Origin of the sequence: Serratia sp. L9, from assembly GCF_050632285.1 — a bacterium.
Lineage (GTDB): Bacteria > Pseudomonadota > Gammaproteobacteria > Enterobacterales > Enterobacteriaceae > Chania.
Genome location: NZ_CP192591.1, coordinates 3,759,317 through 3,775,673, shown reverse-complemented (window position 1 = coordinate 3,775,673; position 16,357 = coordinate 3,759,317). Strand labels below are relative to the sequence as shown.

20 protein-coding genes and 2 pseudogenes are annotated in these 16,357 nt (G+C 51.9%); 1 reads left to right on the top strand and 21 read right to left on the bottom strand.

The window, feature by feature from the left end; translation table 11 throughout:
* Positions 1–45: 45 nt before the first annotated feature.
* The 4 genes from fadD to ACQ86O_RS18010 form a co-directional block, all read right to left on the bottom strand.
* Entirely contained in the window at positions 46–1,734 is a 1,689-nt protein-coding gene (fadD, locus tag ACQ86O_RS18025; protein WP_431222249.1) for a long-chain-fatty-acid--CoA ligase FadD, read from the bottom strand.
* A 226-nt stretch (positions 1,735–1,960) separates the two neighbouring features.
* Entirely contained in the window at positions 1,961–2,551 is a 591-nt protein-coding gene (locus ACQ86O_RS18020; protein ID WP_431222248.1) for a Slp family lipoprotein, read from the bottom strand.
* 221 nt (positions 2,552–2,772) lie between these two features.
* Entirely contained in the window at positions 2,773–3,474 is a 702-nt protein-coding gene (gene tsaB / locus ACQ86O_RS18015; RefSeq protein ID WP_431222247.1) for a tRNA (adenosine(37)-N6)-threonylcarbamoyltransferase complex dimerization subunit type 1 TsaB, read from the bottom strand.
* Between the two features lie 79 nt (positions 3,475–3,553).
* Positions 3,554–5,458 carry an ATP-dependent DNA helicase gene (locus tag ACQ86O_RS18010; RefSeq protein WP_431222246.1) on the bottom strand — a complete coding sequence of 635 codons (1,905 nt, stop codon included), beginning with the start codon at positions 5,456–5,458 and terminating at the stop codon, positions 3,554–3,556.
* A 133-nt stretch (positions 5,459–5,591) separates the two neighbouring features.
* On the opposite strand from ACQ86O_RS18010, the gene ACQ86O_RS18005 reads away from it, so the two are divergent.
* Complete coding sequence (locus tag ACQ86O_RS18005; protein ID WP_248947182.1) at positions 5,592–5,936, top strand: RidA family protein; 345 nt, start codon at positions 5,592–5,594, stop codon at positions 5,934–5,936.
* Positions 5,937–5,996: 60 nt separating this feature from the next.
* Here ACQ86O_RS18005 and mdtI read toward each other — a convergent pair whose 3' ends face one another.
* The 17 genes and pseudogenes from mdtI to ACQ86O_RS17920 form a co-directional block, all read right to left on the bottom strand.
* A complete protein-coding gene (gene mdtI / locus ACQ86O_RS18000) occupies positions 5,997–6,326 on the bottom strand; it encodes a multidrug/spermidine efflux SMR transporter subunit MdtI (protein ID WP_431222245.1) in 330 nt (109 codons plus the stop codon).
* A complete protein-coding gene (gene mdtJ, locus ACQ86O_RS17995) occupies positions 6,313–6,681 on the bottom strand; it encodes a multidrug/spermidine efflux SMR transporter subunit MdtJ (RefSeq protein WP_431222244.1) in 369 nt (122 codons plus the stop codon). Before mdtJ ends, mdtI begins: the two co-directional genes overlap by 14 nt.
* A gap of 551 nt (positions 6,682–7,232) precedes the next feature.
* Positions 7,233–7,978 (bottom strand): annotated as a pseudogene (dagF, locus tag ACQ86O_RS17990) (2-dehydro-3-deoxy-phosphogluconate aldolase).
* 9 nt (positions 7,979–7,987) lie between these two features.
* Positions 7,988–9,091, bottom strand: a pseudogene (gene dgaE, locus ACQ86O_RS17985) (D-glucosaminate-6-phosphate ammonia lyase); the annotation flags it as partial.
* A gap of 7 nt (positions 9,092–9,098) precedes the next feature.
* The gene (locus tag ACQ86O_RS17980) at positions 9,099–9,959 is read right to left on the bottom strand and encodes a PTS system mannose/fructose/sorbose family transporter subunit IID (protein WP_431225766.1); all 861 of its coding nucleotides are present in this window, start codon (positions 9,957–9,959) and stop codon (positions 9,099–9,101) included.
* Positions 9,959–10,705 carry a PTS mannose/fructose/sorbose/N-acetylgalactosamine transporter subunit IIC gene (locus tag ACQ86O_RS17975; RefSeq protein ID WP_431222243.1) on the bottom strand — a complete coding sequence of 249 codons (747 nt, stop codon included), beginning with the start codon at positions 10,703–10,705 and terminating at the stop codon, positions 9,959–9,961. Before ACQ86O_RS17975 ends, ACQ86O_RS17980 begins: the two co-directional genes overlap by 1 nt.
* Before the next feature lie 163 nt (positions 10,706–10,868).
* Positions 10,869–11,231 carry a Mor transcription activator family protein gene (locus ACQ86O_RS17970; RefSeq protein WP_431222242.1) on the bottom strand — a complete coding sequence of 121 codons (363 nt, stop codon included), beginning with the start codon at positions 11,229–11,231 and terminating at the stop codon, positions 10,869–10,871.
* Positions 11,232–11,242: 11 nt separating this feature from the next.
* Complete coding sequence (locus ACQ86O_RS17965; protein ID WP_431222241.1) at positions 11,243–11,650, bottom strand: phage protein GemA/Gp16 family protein; 408 nt, start codon at positions 11,648–11,650, stop codon at positions 11,243–11,245.
* Positions 11,647–11,961 carry a hypothetical protein gene (locus ACQ86O_RS17960; protein WP_431222240.1) on the bottom strand — a complete coding sequence of 105 codons (315 nt, stop codon included), beginning with the start codon at positions 11,959–11,961 and terminating at the stop codon, positions 11,647–11,649. Before ACQ86O_RS17960 ends, ACQ86O_RS17965 begins: the two co-directional genes overlap by 4 nt.
* A 133-nt stretch (positions 11,962–12,094) precedes the next feature.
* Positions 12,095–12,430: a hypothetical protein gene (locus ACQ86O_RS17955; protein WP_431222239.1), complete on the bottom strand. Its 336-nt coding sequence runs from the start codon at positions 12,428–12,430 to the stop codon at positions 12,095–12,097.
* Entirely contained in the window at positions 12,427–13,131 is a 705-nt protein-coding gene (locus ACQ86O_RS17950; protein ID WP_431222238.1) for a DUF2786 domain-containing protein, read from the bottom strand. The genes ACQ86O_RS17955 and ACQ86O_RS17950 overlap by 4 nt, the downstream gene beginning before the upstream one ends.
* Positions 13,121–13,450, bottom strand: coding sequence for a hypothetical protein (locus ACQ86O_RS17945; protein ID WP_431222237.1), 330 nt, complete (start codon positions 13,448–13,450; stop codon positions 13,121–13,123). Before ACQ86O_RS17945 ends, ACQ86O_RS17950 begins: the two co-directional genes overlap by 11 nt.
* A 351-nt stretch (positions 13,451–13,801) precedes the next feature.
* On the bottom strand, positions 13,802–14,326 hold the full coding sequence (locus tag ACQ86O_RS17940; protein ID WP_431222236.1) for a host-nuclease inhibitor Gam family protein: 525 nt from the start codon (positions 14,324–14,326) through the stop codon (positions 13,802–13,804).
* Between the two features lie 22 nt (positions 14,327–14,348).
* Positions 14,349–14,585 carry a hypothetical protein gene (locus tag ACQ86O_RS17935; RefSeq protein ID WP_431222235.1) on the bottom strand — a complete coding sequence of 79 codons (237 nt, stop codon included), beginning with the start codon at positions 14,583–14,585 and terminating at the stop codon, positions 14,349–14,351.
* A complete protein-coding gene (locus tag ACQ86O_RS17930; protein ID WP_431222234.1) occupies positions 14,586–14,879 on the bottom strand; it encodes a hypothetical protein in 294 nt (97 codons plus the stop codon).
* Between the two features lie 15 nt (positions 14,880–14,894).
* Positions 14,895–15,179 carry a hypothetical protein gene (locus ACQ86O_RS17925; RefSeq protein WP_431222233.1) on the bottom strand — a complete coding sequence of 95 codons (285 nt, stop codon included), beginning with the start codon at positions 15,177–15,179 and terminating at the stop codon, positions 14,895–14,897.
* Positions 15,179–16,354, bottom strand: coding sequence for an ExeA family protein (locus tag ACQ86O_RS17920; protein ID WP_431222232.1), 1,176 nt, complete (start codon positions 16,352–16,354; stop codon positions 15,179–15,181). The genes ACQ86O_RS17925 and ACQ86O_RS17920 overlap by 1 nt, the downstream gene beginning before the upstream one ends.
* Between the last annotated feature and the right edge of the window lie 3 nt (positions 16,355–16,357).

Here is a 16,357-nt window from a genome sequence, read left to right as displayed (position 1 = left end):
GCCGGCATTCACCGGCGTTGTTGATAAGGAGTTGTAACGATTGCCCTAGGCGGCATCTGCGGCTTTGGGCTTTTTCTGTTCGTCACGCAGTTCCCGTCGCAGGATTTTGCCGACGTTGGACTTCGGCAACTCATCACGGAATTCAACAATTTTTGGCACTTTATACCCGGTCAGGTGCCTACGGCAATGGGTCAGCAACTCTTCTTTGCTCAGCGAGGGATCTCTCTTCACTACGCAAATCTTCACTGCCTCACCCGAAACTTCACTTGGTACCCCGATGGCCGCGCACTCCAGCACTTTCGAATGCTGACTGACCACGTCTTCGATCTCGTTCGGATAAACGTTAAATCCAGAAACCAGAATCATATCCTTTTTGCGATCGACGATGCGAATAAAACCCTCGTCATCTACGGTGACAATATCTCCGGTTGCCAACCAGCCATCACGTAGCACTTCGTCTGTTGCACCTGGCCGCTGCCAATAGCCTAACATAACTTGCGGCCCTTTAACCCAAAGTTCACCAGGTTGGCCAATGGCCACATCTTTACCATCATCACCCACCAGCCGGATATCGGTCGAAGGCACTGGCAGGCCGATACTGCCGCTGTAATGCTTAAGATCGTGCGGATTGCCCGAAACCAATGGTGAACATTCCGTCAGGCCGTAGCCTTCCAGCAAATGCTTGCCCGTCAGCCTCTCCCACTTTTCCGCCACGGCTTTCTGCACCGACATCCCGCCGCCCACCGACAGCCGCAACGTTGAAAAGTCGAGCTTCTGGAAATCTTCGTTATTCAGTAACGCATTAAACAGTGTGTTAACCCCGGTCATGGCGCTAAACGGGTATTTCGCCAATTCCTTCACCATCCCCGGAATATCTCGCGGATTAGTGATCAGCAGGCTGCGCCCGCCCAGTTCGATAAACAGCAAGCAGTTTACCGTGAGCGCAAAGATGTGATAAAGCGGCAACGCGGTAACCACCAGCTCTTGCCCCTCAAGCAATAACGGAGCATAGGCGGCCCTGGCCTGCGCCAGATTAGCCTGCATATTGCGGTGGGTCAGCATCGCCCCTTTGGCCACACCGGTAGTGCCCCCGGTATACTGCAAGAAGGCCAGATCGGTATTGATAATATCTGGTTTCACGTATTGCAGGCGGCGGCCGCGCTGCAAGGCACTGCGAAAAGAGATGGCATCCGGCAGGTGGTATTTGGGTACCAGGCGCTTGATGTACTTCACTACAAAGTTGACCAGCGTCCCCTTGGCGGTAGAGAGCTGATCGCCCATACGCGTCAGGATGACATGCTTCACCTGCGTTCTGAATACCACTTTTTCCAGCGTATGGGCAAAGTTGGAGACGATCACAATCGCGCTGGCCCCACTGTCGTTCAGTTGGTGCTCCAATTCACGCGGGGTGTAAAGCGGGTTTACGTTTACCACCACCATGCCCGCACGCAGAATGCCGAACAGGGCTATCGGATACTGCAACAAGTTTGGCATCATCAGCGCCACACGGTCGCCTTTATTAAGCCCCAGTTCATTTTGCAGATAGGCGGCAAACGCCCGGCTGCGCTCTTCCAACTTACGGAAGGTCATGACCTCGCCCATATTGATAAAGGCAGGTTGATCCGCATATCGGGCAGCTGCGTTTTCGAAGACTTCGATCAATGATGAGTAGTGATCGGCATCGATTTCTGCCGGAACATCTGCCGGGTAACGTTTTAACCAGACCTTTTCCAAGGTATTACTCCCGAAATTTTTGCTAATTATCATCGCATCACCCAAATTTCACCCAAGCTTTAACAATATTTTAACTCATTGTACCAGTTTGGGTTTTAAACAATATTCAGGTTGCGAGGTACGTCACTAATTGCCAATGCATCCGTGCACCAAAAGATAAGGCGGCCATTAAGCCGCCCTGAATTGTAAAATCTACTCCACTTGCCGGGGCCCTTGCGCTGGCCCCTTACTCCGTGACGAAGGTCTGCACCTGCGCCGGGCCCGGATTGTACCAGCCATAACCGGCCCCCCAACCTGGGCCCCAAGGGCCACCGTGCCAGCCCCACGGCCCCATCGGCTGTGGCGGCATCACGATTTGTTGGGCGATACGCCAGCGTTTAAAACCGGTGACATCCATAGTGACAAACCGGTACGGAGTCATGCCAATTTTACCGTCGCGCAAACCGGTAATCGGCCCGACTACGGTGACCAACTGGCCTCTGAAATCGACAGGATCGAGGAAACCGTTAACCGAGGCCAGTAACCGCCCTTGAGAAGGTTCCCCCAACGTTGGACGAGCCCCCGCATCCAGCGGCACCGCAGCAATCTCCAGCACGGTACGGCCACCTTCATTGGCAACCCCGACGACGGTACCGCCAAAACGGGCTTCAGCACCGGTAAACTGTTTAGGCGCGTTTTGCACCATGGACAGTCGATCGACTGGCGTAGCGCTGGTGCCCTGAATGGCCTGCGGAATAGTCACGCAGCCGCTAAGTGCCAACACGCTGCCTGCGATTGCCAGCGTTAACAGTTTTTTATTTAAAGTGTGGGTTAACATCGTCGCAATCTCCTGAATTAACTGTAACTTGGACAGTGTTCCTTGGCGCAAGTTGCAAACGGCACTATTTCAACATCCGCGATCACAATGACAATTATACCCTAGGAATTTCAAGTTGCAGCTAGGCACTCAGCTTGCGCATCCTCTGGCACTGACTAAACCAGTGACTGGGGATGCGCAAATGCAGGTAACAACGCTGCGGCCTGAAAGCTAACGGGGATTTATTCTCGGCCCGGTAGCTTCTTCCATGTCACTTCATTGCGTAGGTAAGTGGGTTCAGCATTTTCAACGCTCACCGCCAAACCTTGCTGCCAGGACTGCAACGCCAAGGGCAGCATATCCTCAGCCTGAGGTAACAACATTTGCCCATCAGTGACGTTCAGTGAAGAACCGGCAACCAGTTCAGGATAGGTTTGCCAACCGGTGCCCACATGCGCCCAATCCCCCTGTAAACGCTGTGCACGCTCCAGAGCTTGTTGGGGTGACAGCACCGCTTCACCTTCGCTTTCCAGCCAGCGGCCATCTTGCTGGCGTTCAAACTGGCCCCAGTAGACTTCGCCCATGCGCGCATCAATTGCCGCCAACACGCGCTGCGACCCGGTCAACCGCCAGGCACCTTGCGCCATGGTCTGCAAAGTGGAAATGCCGAGCATCGGCAGATCAGCACCGAGCGCCAGCCCCTGGGCAATGCCAATACCAATACGCACGCCGGTGAAACTGCCTGGGCCACGGCCAAAGGCTAACGCATCAAGTTGAGAAAGGGTTAAACCGGATCCAGCCAGCACCTGTTGCACCAGCGGTAAAATGCGTTGAGTGTGCTCGCGCGGGCACAGCTCAAACAGGGCGTGGACTTCGCCTTGATTCCAGATAGCGACAGAACATGCTTCCGTCGCCGTATCGATCGCTAAAATTCGCGTGGACATGCCAAACCTCAGGCGGGAAAAATCAGTGGTTTCATACAGGGCGCGCATTGTAGCACAGCCCCGGGTTGACGCCTATCCGCTAGCTACCAGCCTTGAGGAAGGCGATGGCCTGTGCCAGATCGCGGGTACGCGGCGTGGGTGGCAGGCTGTTTAAGAACACCTCACCGTAAGGGCGCATCACCAGGCGGTTATCACAAATCACCAGTACGCCCCGATCGTCGGTATCGCGGATCAAACGGCCAACGCCCTGCTTTAAGGTGATCACCGCATCGGGCAGTTGCACATCGTTGAAGGGATCGCCACCGCGCAGGCGGCAATCTTCAATGCGAGCCTTCAGCAACGGGTCATCCGGTGAGGTAAACGGCAGCTTATCGATGATGACGCAGGAGAGTGCATCACCGCGCACGTCTACCCCTTCCCAGAAACTGCTGGTCGCCACCAATAACGCATTACCGGCTTCAACAAACTGCGCCAACAGTTGGCCTTTGCTGGTTTCCCCCTGTAACAGCACCGGCAACGTCAGCGTTGCCCGGAACTCTTCGGCCAGCTCACGCATCATCTGATGCGAGGTGCAAAGAAAGAAACAGCGCCCCTGGTTAGCTTCTATCATCGGCCGCAACATACGGGCAAGTTGGCGCGCTCCGCCGGGTTGATTCGGTGAAGGCAGAAAACGAGGAACACACAGCAACGCCTGATTGGCATAGTCAAACGGGCTCGGCAGCAACAGCGTCTTGGCCTTATTCAACCCCAGACGATCGGTAAAATGCCCCATTTGCTCGTTCACCGACAGCGTCGCCGAAGTGAAAATCCAACTGCCCGGTTTGTCATCGAGCATTTCGCGGAAACGTTCTGCTACCGTCAGCGGCGTCAGCGCCAGCACAAAATTGCGTGAATTGCATTCATACCAATAGCTGAAGCCCGGTTCGTTGACCTCTTTCAACCGCTTGAGGCGGGTACGGAACTGTGTCGCGCGTTCAAATGCCGCATCCAGCAGCGCCGAACGACCAAGGGAAAGCTTAACCACGTCGTAACACAACTCCAAGGCGTCATCGAGCAACAATAACGCCCGCTGCACATTTGGTTGACTTAATACTTCGCGCAGGTTGCCACGATAACCTGGTTCGCCTAACGCCAGCCGGAAATCCTGAGTACTTTGGCTGAGACGATCGGCACTCTTTTGCAGTTGGGCGGTATCACGCACCTCGGTGCGATAGGCAATGGCGATATCTTTTGCCAGATCGAGCAGTTGACGGCTGGTCAACTGTTTGCCGAAGTATTGGCTGGCAATGTCCGGGATCTGATGCGCTTCGTCGAAGATCATCACATCGGCTTCCGGGATCAGCTCAGCGAAACCGCCCTCTTTCACCACCATGTCCGCCAGAAACAGGTGATGGTTCACAACCACCACGTCCGCGTCCATCGCGCGACGGCGGGCTTTGACCACGAAACACTCTTTATACAACGGGCAATCGCTACCGAGGCAGTTGTCATTGGTGCTGGTTACCAACGGCCAGACAAAGCTGTCTTCCGCCACGTCGCTGCACGAACTGATATCCCCTTCTTCCGTTTGTGATGACCAACTGCGTAACCGCACCAGATCGATCAGCGTTTGCCCTGCCAGCTCACCGCCAGCCATGGATTGCTGTTCCAGTCGTTCCAGGCACAGATAGTTGGAGCGCCCTTTCAGCAGCGCCAGCTTACCTTTGTACTTTAAGGCCTTGGCAACGGTAGGCAGATCGCGGGCATAGAGTTGATCCTGCAGTGCCTTGGAGCCGGTGGAAATAATCACCTTGCGTTTGGAACGCAGGGCCGGGGCCAGATAGGCGTAGGTTTTGCCAGTACCGGTTCCAGCTTCAACCACCAGTTCCTGTTTAAAATTGATGGCCTCAGTCACCGCGTCTGCCATCAGTTTTTGCGGTTCACGGGGTTTGAAACCTTTAATTGCCTGCGCCAATGCGCCTTCTGGTGCGAAATCGTCTGCCACGCTATCTCTCTGCCGGAATTATTCAGCGGTGATTATGCCAAGCCTGCCCCGCCGCTACCACCGACTTTATCGGCGCACACATCCACTGACGGCTGTGTTACCCTTAGAGCGTTGATGATATGGAGATAACTGAATGAATATCGAAAGAATTGATCCGGCACAGCGCTGGTCTGAAGCGGTGATCCACAATGACACCGTGTATTACACCAGCGTACCGGAAAACCTGGATGATGACGCAACGGCGCAAACCGCCAATACGTTGGCCGCCATCGACGTGCTGCTGGCCCGAGTGGGTTCGGATAAAAGCCGTATTTTAGACGCCACTATTTTCCTGGCCAATGGCGACGATTTTGCCGCCATGAACGCCGCCTGGGATGCCTGGGTGGTAGCTGGCAGCGCACCGGTACGTTGTACCGTAGAAGCCCGCCTGATGAACCCCAAATTTAAAGTCGAAATCAAGATTATCGCGGCGCTATAAAACAAAAACCGCAGGCCATGTTCTGATGAAGAACCAGGCCTGCGGTTTTTTATTGGTGACTTATGACAGTTTGATAATAACCATCCCGGTCAGCAGTAAGGCCAATCCGATCCAGCCCTTGGCATTCAGCCGTTGGCCAAACAGGATCCAACCTGCTGCAATGGTGGCAGCAATACCAAATCCTCCCCACAACGCATAGGCGACCGACAGGTCTATCCCCTTCACCGCCTGCGCCAGCGCACTGAAAGCTCCAAGTACCGACAGCAAAGAGAGCAGCCCCAGCCAGACTTTGCGAAAACCGTCCGACATTTTCAAAAATATATTGGCGATAATTTCAAGCACGATGGCTAATGCCAGGAACCCAATGTGATACAACTCAAGCTGTTGCATGGTTGTCACCTCGTGGGCTGACCTGTTTTCGTGTTTTGCGAGTGCCAGATTTCACCAGTAAAATCCCGGCGATCAGCGTCACCAGACCCAGCACTTTCAGCGCCGAGATCGGCTCATCAAACAGCATCACGCTAAACAGGGTAATAAACAGGATGCCGATCCCTTCCCATAAGGCATAAGCGACGCCCAAGGCGACGCGTTTGACCGCCAATGACAGCATGACGTAAGAACCGGTGATCATCACATACATCACGATATGCCCGGTCATGCCGCCGCTGACGCTAGCGTATTTCATTGACAGGGTGCCGATAATTTCAGCAACGATAGCAAAACCTAAAAAGATCCAATAAATCATAATTTTTCTCCCAAACGGCGAATAACGCACGCTAAGGCGTATTTATCCCAATTTATCTCTTCAAACAGACGCATAGCGGCGCTTGAGACAATGAAATCTCTGGGGATAAACCTACCCGAACGTAATAAAAATGTTTGTCCGGTTACGCCAGACGACCAGGTGAAAACCTGTCAACGGCACCAGTTAAGGGAGAAAGACGCTATAGCTCGCCGCACCAGTGATGCTCACTGGCAAGGATGGCAGAAAGGAAAAGCTGGCAAGTAGAAGTTCTGAGGGTGATTCCATTAAGTATCATCATAATTATTCTCTATCTTCAGCCGCACACCGTGCGATTTGCCCAATATCCTCATGAATGTAAAATTTTCAACTGCATTAGTTTTACCATAGCGAAAATAAGAAAGCAAACCGCTGTTTTCACAAAAACGAGAAAAAAACGGTTTAAAAATAAGAATGTTAATGTTTTTAAAAATTAAAAAAGGCTTAGATCGCTCTCTAAGCCTTCGGGGAGTTACTGCGGTAAATATATGCGGCGAATTCAGGCGCCATGCAGCTTAGCGAAGGATTTTTTTAATGCCCTCCAGCAACTGCGCCACCTCTTCGGCACGGGTCTCGCCGCTATGCGGATCGATGATGGAGCTGTAAACATGCGGCATCACCTTTTCGACTCCGGCATCAAGGCAGGTTTCCAGTATCGGCAGGAAGTTTTGGCTATCGATCCCCCTGTCGGTTCGATCATCGTCATGCCGTTACGGACACAGCTTTCTGCCAATGCGCGCAACTCTGCCAGTGAAGCCAGGCCGCCCATCGGGAAAAACTTGGCCGCATGGCCTCCCAGATCAAGGATCATCCGCACCGCGCTATCACAGCTCACTACGGCCGGTTCGCCCTGGCTACTGTGAACCCCGGTCGAAATAATCACTTTCCCCGGCGTACCGGTTGGGGAGATCAAGGCATTGATGCAGGTATTGCTGATACCACGGACCGCCAGCGCCCCTGCGGCAAAACCGCAACCAGTGAAAGTCTGGTTAACATGTGCCGGTGCGGTAGCTGCCGCAATCATCGCCGCTTTATAAAACTGCTGCGCCGAACCGGCCCCCAACCCAACCGAAATTGCCGGGATCTGCTCCATCCAGCGCTTGACCTCAACCACACCCTGCTCGACGCTGCTAAACTGGGCCGAAATAACGCCAATGGCCACATGCCCTTCAGCGGCTTGCTGGACCTGTAACGCATTAGGAATGTCTTTCGCCAGCACGTTGATAGCCACACGCCCCTGGTAAAAATCAAGCTGTTGCATGTTGCCCCCGGCCTGTTGAACGATTTCTTCAAGTCGTGCCACGATCAACCCGAAGTCGTCGTCGTGCAACGCTCGTGGATCGAAGCTGAATATGCCCTGGTTCAGCCAATAATGGCGGGTATAAATCGCCACCTTGCCGGTGCGCAATTGCTCCTCGACCTGATAGGCAGTTAACCCCAATCTTGAGGGATCAACGCTGACCCGTACCCGATAGATTGCACGCCCGGCCTCATCCTGCTCGATCTCCGCCTGTAGACCTTGCAGGGCAGAAATCTGCTGAGCCAGCTCGCGCAACGCCGGTAACTGTCGGCTCCAGTCCGGTTGATGCTGTTGATAATGATCCAGCGCCATTACCAGCCCAACCATATTCTCTTTACCGATCTTCATCGCCCGCGCAATGCCGTTATGCTGCGCTTTGCAACAGGTGATCCAATCCCGATCACCGGTCACAAAACCGGACGTCGGAGCGTCCAGCGCCTTAGCCCCGCTGTAAACCACCATATTGGCACCGGCAGCCACATAGGTTCGCAGATCTTCTTCCGCCGCCGCATCAATAATCAGCGGTAACCTGGCATCACGGGCAACAGCGACAAAATCACTCAGTGCAATCATGCCTTTTTGCACGCAGTGATGCGATTTGACGAACAGCAGCGCAGCGGTCTGGGCAGTGATGGCCTTTTCCAGTTGCCAGCATGCCGCCAGATTGCTTTGCCCAACCTCCACCACCTTACCGCCTCCTAAGCGGATGGCAGTGGTGAGCGGCGCTCCGTAATCAATGTTATGGCCACGTAACATGACAACTTCATTGGCCAGCCCTTCGCTGCAGGGCATCTGCGCCACCCGGTCTGGCTCCCCTTTGGTGATGGCAGCTGCAACCGCAATCGCCACCCCAGCAGAAGCGCAGGAGGTCACGTAGCTGTCCTGCGCACCGGTATGCTGGGAAATAAGCTCACCAACGCGATCCACCAGCGCGTCTATTTCCACAAATGCCGACGCAGCTTCCGCGGTTGCCGCCATCACCTCTTGCGGCACGGAGGAAACCCCGAGGATCGTCATCTTGCCGCTGGCATTGATCACCCGTTTCAACCCGAGCCGTTGATAGATATTCATCATGACTCCTTTACAGAAGGCCCAGCAGGGAACACACCACGCTCAGTACCACCACCGAAAGCAGGATAGTGGTATAACGTGGCCCTTTCTTGACCAGATAAAAGTAAATTGAGAACACTGCGGCCAGCGGCAACAACCCAGGGGCGATTGAGTCCAGGATCTGCTGCACGACCACCTCGGAACCTTCCAGCGCGCTGATTTTCAGCGGCGTGGTGATCTTGACGTAGCTGGCGGATAGCGCCCCCATCATGATCAGCCCGAGCACATTCGCACCGTAGATCAGTTCTTTTATCTTGCCCCCTTGCAGCAGGCTGATGATCGACTCTCGCCCAAGCGTGTAACCTTTGTGGGCCAGGCCGTAGCTGATCGCCAGAGTGATGGCGGTATACAGCACCACCGGCATAATGCCCCCCATGGCGCTACCGTTAGCGGCAAAGGGAATGAAAATGGCAATCAGCAACGGCATAATCGCCGCCCAGACCACCGAGTCACCAATCCCTGCCAGCGGCCCCATCAGACCGGTTTTGATACCGGTAATGGACGAGTCGGCAATCGGCTCGCCACGGGTTTTCTGCTCTTCCATGGCGATCGCCACGCCCTGGATCACGGCGCCAAAAGTCTGTTCACTGTTGAAGAAATTCAGGTGCCGCTTCAGCGCCTCAACCTGCTCTTCTTTTTGTGGATATAGCTTTTTGATAATCGGCGTCATCGAAGCGCAGAAAATCAGGCTCTGCAAACGTTCATAAGAGTTCGAGACTTCGGCCCCCAGCCAGTAGATAAACCAGGCCTTGGTAATATCCCGTTTGGTCAGCACGTTGGTTTGCCGTGCACGTTCAACCAGCTCGTGTTGCATGATGTCGCTGCTCATGATTAAGCTCCTTCACCTTTAGCCATGTTTTTAACCAGGAAGGCTGCGCAGGTACCGAAAATGGCCATCGCCATGATGTCGACCTTGAGATACAGCACCGCGAAGAATCCGGCAATAAAGTAAGGCAGCAGGCTCTTCTTGCCGATGACCATAATGGTGATGGCAAAGCCCAGTGCTGGCAGGATGCCGCCCATAATCTCGAACGAGTGGGTCAACCAATGTGGCATCAGCGCCAGGAATTTCTCCACTACACCCTGGCCGAAGAAGTTGGCGGCAAACACCACCGGGAAGCGGATCACCAGGCCAAGTAACGCCGGGTAAAGGAAGGCACAGCGCATGATGCCGCCGATATTTGCGTCTTCTGCATGCTTATCCGCCATATGAACCCAAACGGCGTTCACGGTGCGGCGCAACTGATCTACAAATACACCGATCACCCCAAACGGTATGGCCAACGCTATCGCCAGATTGGGATCCATCCCGGCTTTTACGGCGATAGGCAGCGCGATACAGGCAGCCAGAGCCGGGTCGGATGGCACGTTGCCACCCGGCGTGGACGTGACACCCAGATACACCAGTTGCATGCCAGCACCAATAATCATCGCCGTTTTCATATCCCCCAGCAGAAAGCCGACGAATACCGCAATGGCGATGGGTTGAACCAGCATGCCGGAGAAGGTGTAGCCCAAGCGTAGGCGGGCAAACCAGTAATACAGCCCCATACAGATGGCAACGGTCAAGTTATCCATGTTAATGCTCCTAATGATCAGGAGTGAGATAAATGGAGTAGGAGGAGCGAGATAATTCGAAAAATACGGGCAAATAGTGAGAAATAACGTAATGAAGAATGTAATTGTATTTCACATACTGAAAAAGAACGTAAGGCGGAAAAACATCAATCCGCCTTCAATTTTACTCGTCAGGGAACAGCTCAAGACCGGGCTGTGAACGTTTCAGAATCCGTTTCTCCACACGCTTAATCACCTTACGCAGTCCTCCCTCCGTCATGCCGTATGTAACGACCAGTTGTTGCCAGGGCGTCCTCTTGCGCCAGTCCTCGTAAATCTGAAGATCTCGCGCCGACAATTTGAAGAAATAATCTTGCGGGAAAGTAATCAATTGTCCGGCGAAATGTTCACAGATGAAATTAGCCACATTGATGCCTAACTGATCGGCAGAATCTGTAGACAGGCCGTGTTCCTGAGCGACCAGTGTTACATACTCTGACAATTCTGTAAGCAACCAATGCCGTTTTTCTTCCATCTCGCTTTTCATACTAACCTCGACTACCTACGGCCAAGCCATTGCTTAAGCTTCTCAATAGCCTGATGGGCCTTATGTGGCTCTTGCTTCAGCCAGGTAAGCTGGGCCACACCAGTCTCGCGTAACAACCATGCATCAAGGGCTTTCTGCGACTTGTCCCGTACCAGCCCAGCCTTGGCCAGATCCTGCCACAACACCCAAATTTTCCTCCCCATAGGGAAGTCAGCCAACGGCACTTCACGAAATTTGTCAGCAATGTTGAACCCACGCCCACGCAAATGGGCCAGAACGTTAGCCAGCTCCCTGTCATTCATCTTGCTGCAGGAATCTTTGCTGGTCAGATTACGCAGCATTAGGCGGTACGCATCATCGGTGATATCCAGTTTGCTGCGGGCAATATGAATCAACTGAATGGCTTTGGCTCGGTTCATGAATCCTCCTCGCCATCTGGGGCTGTATAGGGTTCTGGCATGTGTGCCCAGGCAATCACATCCTCTTCATTGTCATACCAGCCACTACAGGTTGAGCAGGTATCTACATCGACATAACCATCAATAGTGGTAACGAGTAATCGAGTGAGCATCGGCGGTTCTATGTCATTAATGTTCCATTTGATAGTCGTAGCAGTTGTAACATCTGTTTCTAAACGTTTTTTCCATTCAACAAGCAAACAACCGGCATCTGACAACGCCACCTTTGTCTTATGCAGTTCTTCAGCTTTTTCTTCCAGTTCGCACAACAACGAAATGATAGCTGGCCCTGTAGCGAGCCTGCGAAACTCCCCCAGTTGGGATTCATTGCGCGGATAGCATCTTCAGTAGCCCGAAGAAGGTAGATTTTTTCCTCAATTGTTAGAGCGTCATATTTCATTACCATCATTTACCTGCCTTACAGACCTGATAACCGTCTTTATCCATACGTGGAGTAATGCCATAACCACTTACGCCGAGATATTGGCACCCTGTTGCAGCATCGGTATAAAGCGCCATGCCAGAACGGCGAGTGCCATCAGTATCATCAACCAGAAAGCCTGCTTTAAACGACAGCCAGGACAGGAACGGCAAGAGGATGGATGCGATAATGATAAGCAGAACCAGCTTTTTTACAGCCTTACGACCAGCGGCAATAAGCCCACCATAAATCGCCTGCGCCAAATCTGTTCGAACTTCAGGGGAAAGATCCACAATCTTTCGTGTAGCGAAATCACTCATGATAGCCTCCCAATCCGTGCATACTCCGGCTGAGAACCATTAACTGCATGGTGCAACTTTGCTTCCTGGCCAGCCTGGTACCCAGCAGATTTGGCAATATCATCTCCTCTGCATTTTTTGGCAGTTCTGGGATCAAGGGGCTTATGGCCATACTCACTCTTCAGCCGGTTGTAATAAGCCATCATCAACGTGGTTTCAGGTTCATTGACAATGAAGTCTTCAATAACCTGCTGCGCACCCGATACCCATCCCTCGCAGAATTGGTCGGCCCGGTTTATTTTGGTACTGCGCTTAATACTCTTGCGCTGCGACGCACTAAACTCATTACGGGCTTTGATTAACTGCCGGGACAAAACGTCAAACCCATATGCCGCTATTTGAGGGCGTTCGTTCGGGCCATAAAAAACAACAATACGGCGAGAAACGTTATAGGAGTGATAACACCGCACACCAAACGCATCGCAAATCATATTGGCAAGGGCTGTGGCATAAGCAGGGATTTTAACCGCATTAGAAGGCGCACCCTGGCTGCTGAATTCGTCGATGTCCATTAAGTCAACATCGCTTTCAGTCAGGTTATGCGCCCGCATCAGGTTTTGAGCCTGGCTAATGGCATTAGCCGCTTCATTCTGATTGGTACTGCGCCTGGCTAAATTCAGCAGTTTTTTAATTTTGGCAAGATACTTTTCGTTATTCATCATCGTCTCCAACACATTCATTACACAAGTCATCCTCAACCCAATAGCAGCTATCAGAGCATGCATTACTCCATGAGCATCCACATACACGGCACTTTTGAGTGTCATCAGGCGTAACTTTAAATATCGCGGTTCGAGACACTTCACAATGATTAATACGGGAGACAATTATGCGCTGTAGCTTGCCAAATACCTTTTTTGAAAGTTGCTGCACCGCCTGTTTCGCGCCAGATGTATTGGATGCTTGCACCCTTTTATATCTAGCTGTATAGGTACCGTTGGTATCACGCACTTTAACTTCAATACTAAATTCATTACCCATATATCACCTCAAAAAGTAAGCAGGCAAAAAGCACGGTTAATAAAAGATGTGAATAAAAGAATATGCCTACGCCGATTGATACATTCCTATTTAAGATTTTCACAATAAATTCCCAATACAGATTTGGAAACTGGTGTAAGCCCGCTCAAGCAGGTTTACACCATGACTATTACACTTACTATTCGAGGGCCACTAAGTCGCCAGTAGGCACAAAGGTATTATATTGTTGGTTACAGTGCGGACATGTCAGGATCAAATCAACACGCCAAACACAATCATGGCCTTGAATGACATTTGCCTGTTCAAAATCGAGTTCGCTGACCTCTTTTTTACAGCTTTTGCAAGATAGGCTCATTCGCTGCTCTCCTGCTCAAAAGGAACAATAGAGAAATCTTCCAGGTCACGATTAATCGTAATACCTGGAATGTTTTTAACGGCGTCTTGCTCGTTTAATATCGCCTCCTTATTAATTTCCTCCTTAGAGCGAATAAAGCGAGTAAGTTTTAATTTCTTCAGCGCCGCCATAACGGAATCAACACCTTTAATGGTGCAGCTCGGTGGCCGGTTGCGCCAAACGATCTCACCCGTTGTCAGGTTTACTGTCTTGGTTTTGCCGTCCTGTGTCAGTTCCTTGCGGTTGGCTTCGCACCAGGTCTGAATGCCGGTCTGGAAACTAACGATTTCAGCCTTCAACCTTTCCATCTCGGGAGAGTGATATTGCGTGACCGCTGCAATCTGATCATTCATTTCCGTTTCAGTGCGAGTTAATTGACGCTGTAAGTCACCGAGGGTCTTAATACCGTCGATAACCTCAGCTTTCGTTTGAGCGACGTACAGAGCCGCCGCAGCTTTAAGCCGCTTTTTACCTTTAGCCATTTTTTAATACCTTTAGTGGGTGTTAGCTTATTAAATCAAACTCGATATCTTCAGGGTCGTCGATATCTTCAATTTGATCGTCACATGGTTCAAAACCATATTTAACTGCAATTTCTTTAACTTCTTCGTCAATCTCTCTACTATTCATTTCAGAGTGACATATAGCGAGATACCGCTCGTAATCGACCTCATTCATTTCAACAGTCTTGCTGTAACGAACTGTTGAGGTAGCAGTAATATTGACTTTAACTGTACCCATCTACCGTTCCTCCCACACAACCCGGCAATTGCCCATTGGGCACTGATATTTTTTAAATGGGCCGTTATCGTCAGAACCGTAGCAATAAAGAACAGCCTTGCCGTCTTTAACCAGCAACTGCGTATTACTATCGGCCTGGATAACCAACGTTGGGCGACCGTATTGAGCAATATCAATCCTAACAACTGTAAAACCTATAGCATTCATTGCGGCCAGAGCATGTGTCACGCTACCCAGTGCCATCTGTATTGACATGCTGTTAATATTAACCGTGAGATTTTGATTCATATTCATGCCGATTCATCTCCATTAATCCGTAAATAAAAGGCCGTGTGTATAGTCATAGGTATTAATAACCAGGTTATCCTCTGACTCGCGTGAACTGACATTCAGCGTTGTGGACTCACCATGACATTCGGCAGAAAGGTTTAGATTGCAATATCCCGCAGAGACAACTGTTGCATTTGCCATTCCAGGGTAAGCAACCAGTGTTCGCATGGCATTGACAACATCTGCATGCACCAGGTTATCCGGGAAAATAATCGGTATTTCCCTGGCCATCGGCTTATCTACGCGCAACATGATGTATTTCATTACAATCCCTTAATAACGTCAGCGTTGACTACCGGCATACCAATACTGGCGGCCAGATTCATTGCTGCAATGGTTAAATTGCTAACCGCCAGTGGATATAACAGGCTGACAACCCCTTTGCGGCCCCCAACGTTGTTGCTGAGCCGGGCGCGAATGGCGTCGATAGCGTTGGCATCCAGAATGTCGGTGATCGGCTTGCTGATACGTTCGAATTTGAACTTCAGAAACGCCTCCAAATGCTGGTCGAGGGGCAAAAGATTGACGACTTCGCAGCGCTGGACGACTTCGCGCACTTCCTGATTACGTTCCGACAGCTTCATAGCCAACTCAGGCTGACCCACCAGGACGATACTGAGTAGCTTTTTAAAGCCGTTCTCCAGCTCAAAGAACCGCTTTAAGTGCTTCAGTGTCGGCAGCGGCAGCGAGTGGGCCTCTTCGATAATCAGAACGTGGCTGTAACCAGCGTTGCTGCTGTCTTTCAGTACCCGGTGCAGTTGGCGATAACGAGCTTCTTGGCTGCGCTTGACGCCCTCCAGAGGGGCGATGGTATTAATGATGGCCTCAGCGATACTGGTCGCCTTCAGCGTCTTGCCCTTGCTGTCGTTGTCCTCCATCGCAATGATGTACGGCTCAATCACAATCACCGGCGCATGTTCGCTGTTGATACGCTCAATGAGGTCACGGCGTAGCGTGGATTTGCCTGCGCCAGATTCGCCGACCACGGCCAGAAAACCACCGTGCCGTGCGGTCTGGTACAGCGCTTCACGTACGTAGCGCACGTCAGGGGTCATGAATACATCATCGGCCCCCTGCAGGGCATCGTCGCTGAATGGGTCGCGGAATAAGCCGAAATGCTTTTTCGTGGCTGGATGTAACACCTGTTTTGCAAGTAACATATTGTCGTCTCCTTCCTGATCCGCTGGGGCGTGTGCGGGTTGTGAGATGTTGGTGCAGGCGGCGTCTACCGCCTGCACCTCTTCAAAAGCGGCGACTGCATCAATGCCGCGTCCTGCTAAAAATTCACTGATAGACTGCCTAATTTCCGCCGTGCGGCGTTTGGGCCACACAGAGTGATTCACCAATTGAGAGATCGTCGGCTGAGAAACCCGCGCTGCTGCAGCAATCGCGCTTTGTTCAATACCGTGGGCCTGCATCAAACTCTTGAGTACCAGCATTTC

Coding starts and splice junctions, on each gene's coding strand:
- ACQ86O_RS18020 (WP_431222248.1), bottom strand. CDS start 2,551: ATGTTAACCCACACTTTAAATAAAAAACTGTTAACGCTGGCAATCGCA.
- tsaB (WP_431222247.1), bottom strand. CDS start 3,474: ATGTCCACGCGAATTTTAGCGATCGATACGGCGACGGAAGCATGTTCT.
- ACQ86O_RS18005 (WP_248947182.1), top strand. CDS start 5,592: ATGAATATCGAAAGAATTGATCCGGCACAGCGCTGGTCTGAAGCGGTG.
- mdtI (WP_431222245.1), bottom strand. CDS start 6,326: ATGCAACAGCTTGAGTTGTATCACATTGGGTTCCTGGCATTAGCCATC.
- mdtJ (WP_431222244.1), bottom strand. CDS start 6,681: ATGATTTATTGGATCTTTTTAGGTTTTGCTATCGTTGCTGAAATTATC.
- ACQ86O_RS17975 (WP_431222243.1), bottom strand. CDS start 10,705: ATGGATAACTTGACCGTTGCCATCTGTATGGGGCTGTATTACTGGTTT.
- ACQ86O_RS17970 (WP_431222242.1), bottom strand. CDS start 11,231: ATGAAAAGCGAGATGGAAGAAAAACGGCATTGGTTGCTTACAGAATTG.
- ACQ86O_RS17965 (WP_431222241.1), bottom strand. CDS start 11,650: ATGAACCGAGCCAAAGCCATTCAGTTGATTCATATTGCCCGCAGCAAA.
- ACQ86O_RS17955 (WP_431222239.1), bottom strand. CDS start 12,430: ATGAGTGATTTCGCTACACGAAAGATTGTGGATCTTTCCCCTGAAGTT.
- ACQ86O_RS17950 (WP_431222238.1), bottom strand. CDS start 13,131: ATGATGAATAACGAAAAGTATCTTGCCAAAATTAAAAAACTGCTGAAT.
- ACQ86O_RS17945 (WP_431222237.1), bottom strand. CDS start 13,450: ATGGGTAATGAATTTAGTATTGAAGTTAAAGTGCGTGATACCAACGGT.
- ACQ86O_RS17940 (WP_431222236.1), bottom strand. CDS start 14,326: ATGGCTAAAGGTAAAAAGCGGCTTAAAGCTGCGGCGGCTCTGTACGTC.
- ACQ86O_RS17935 (WP_431222235.1), bottom strand. CDS start 14,585: ATGGGTACAGTTAAAGTCAATATTACTGCTACCTCAACAGTTCGTTAC.
- ACQ86O_RS17930 (WP_431222234.1), bottom strand. CDS start 14,879: ATGAATATGAATCAAAATCTCACGGTTAATATTAACAGCATGTCAATA.
- ACQ86O_RS17925 (WP_431222233.1), bottom strand. CDS start 15,179: ATGAAATACATCATGTTGCGCGTAGATAAGCCGATGGCCAGGGAAATA.
- ACQ86O_RS17920 (WP_431222232.1), bottom strand. CDS start 16,354: ATGCTGGTACTCAAGAGTTTGATGCAGGCCCACGGTATTGAACAAAGC.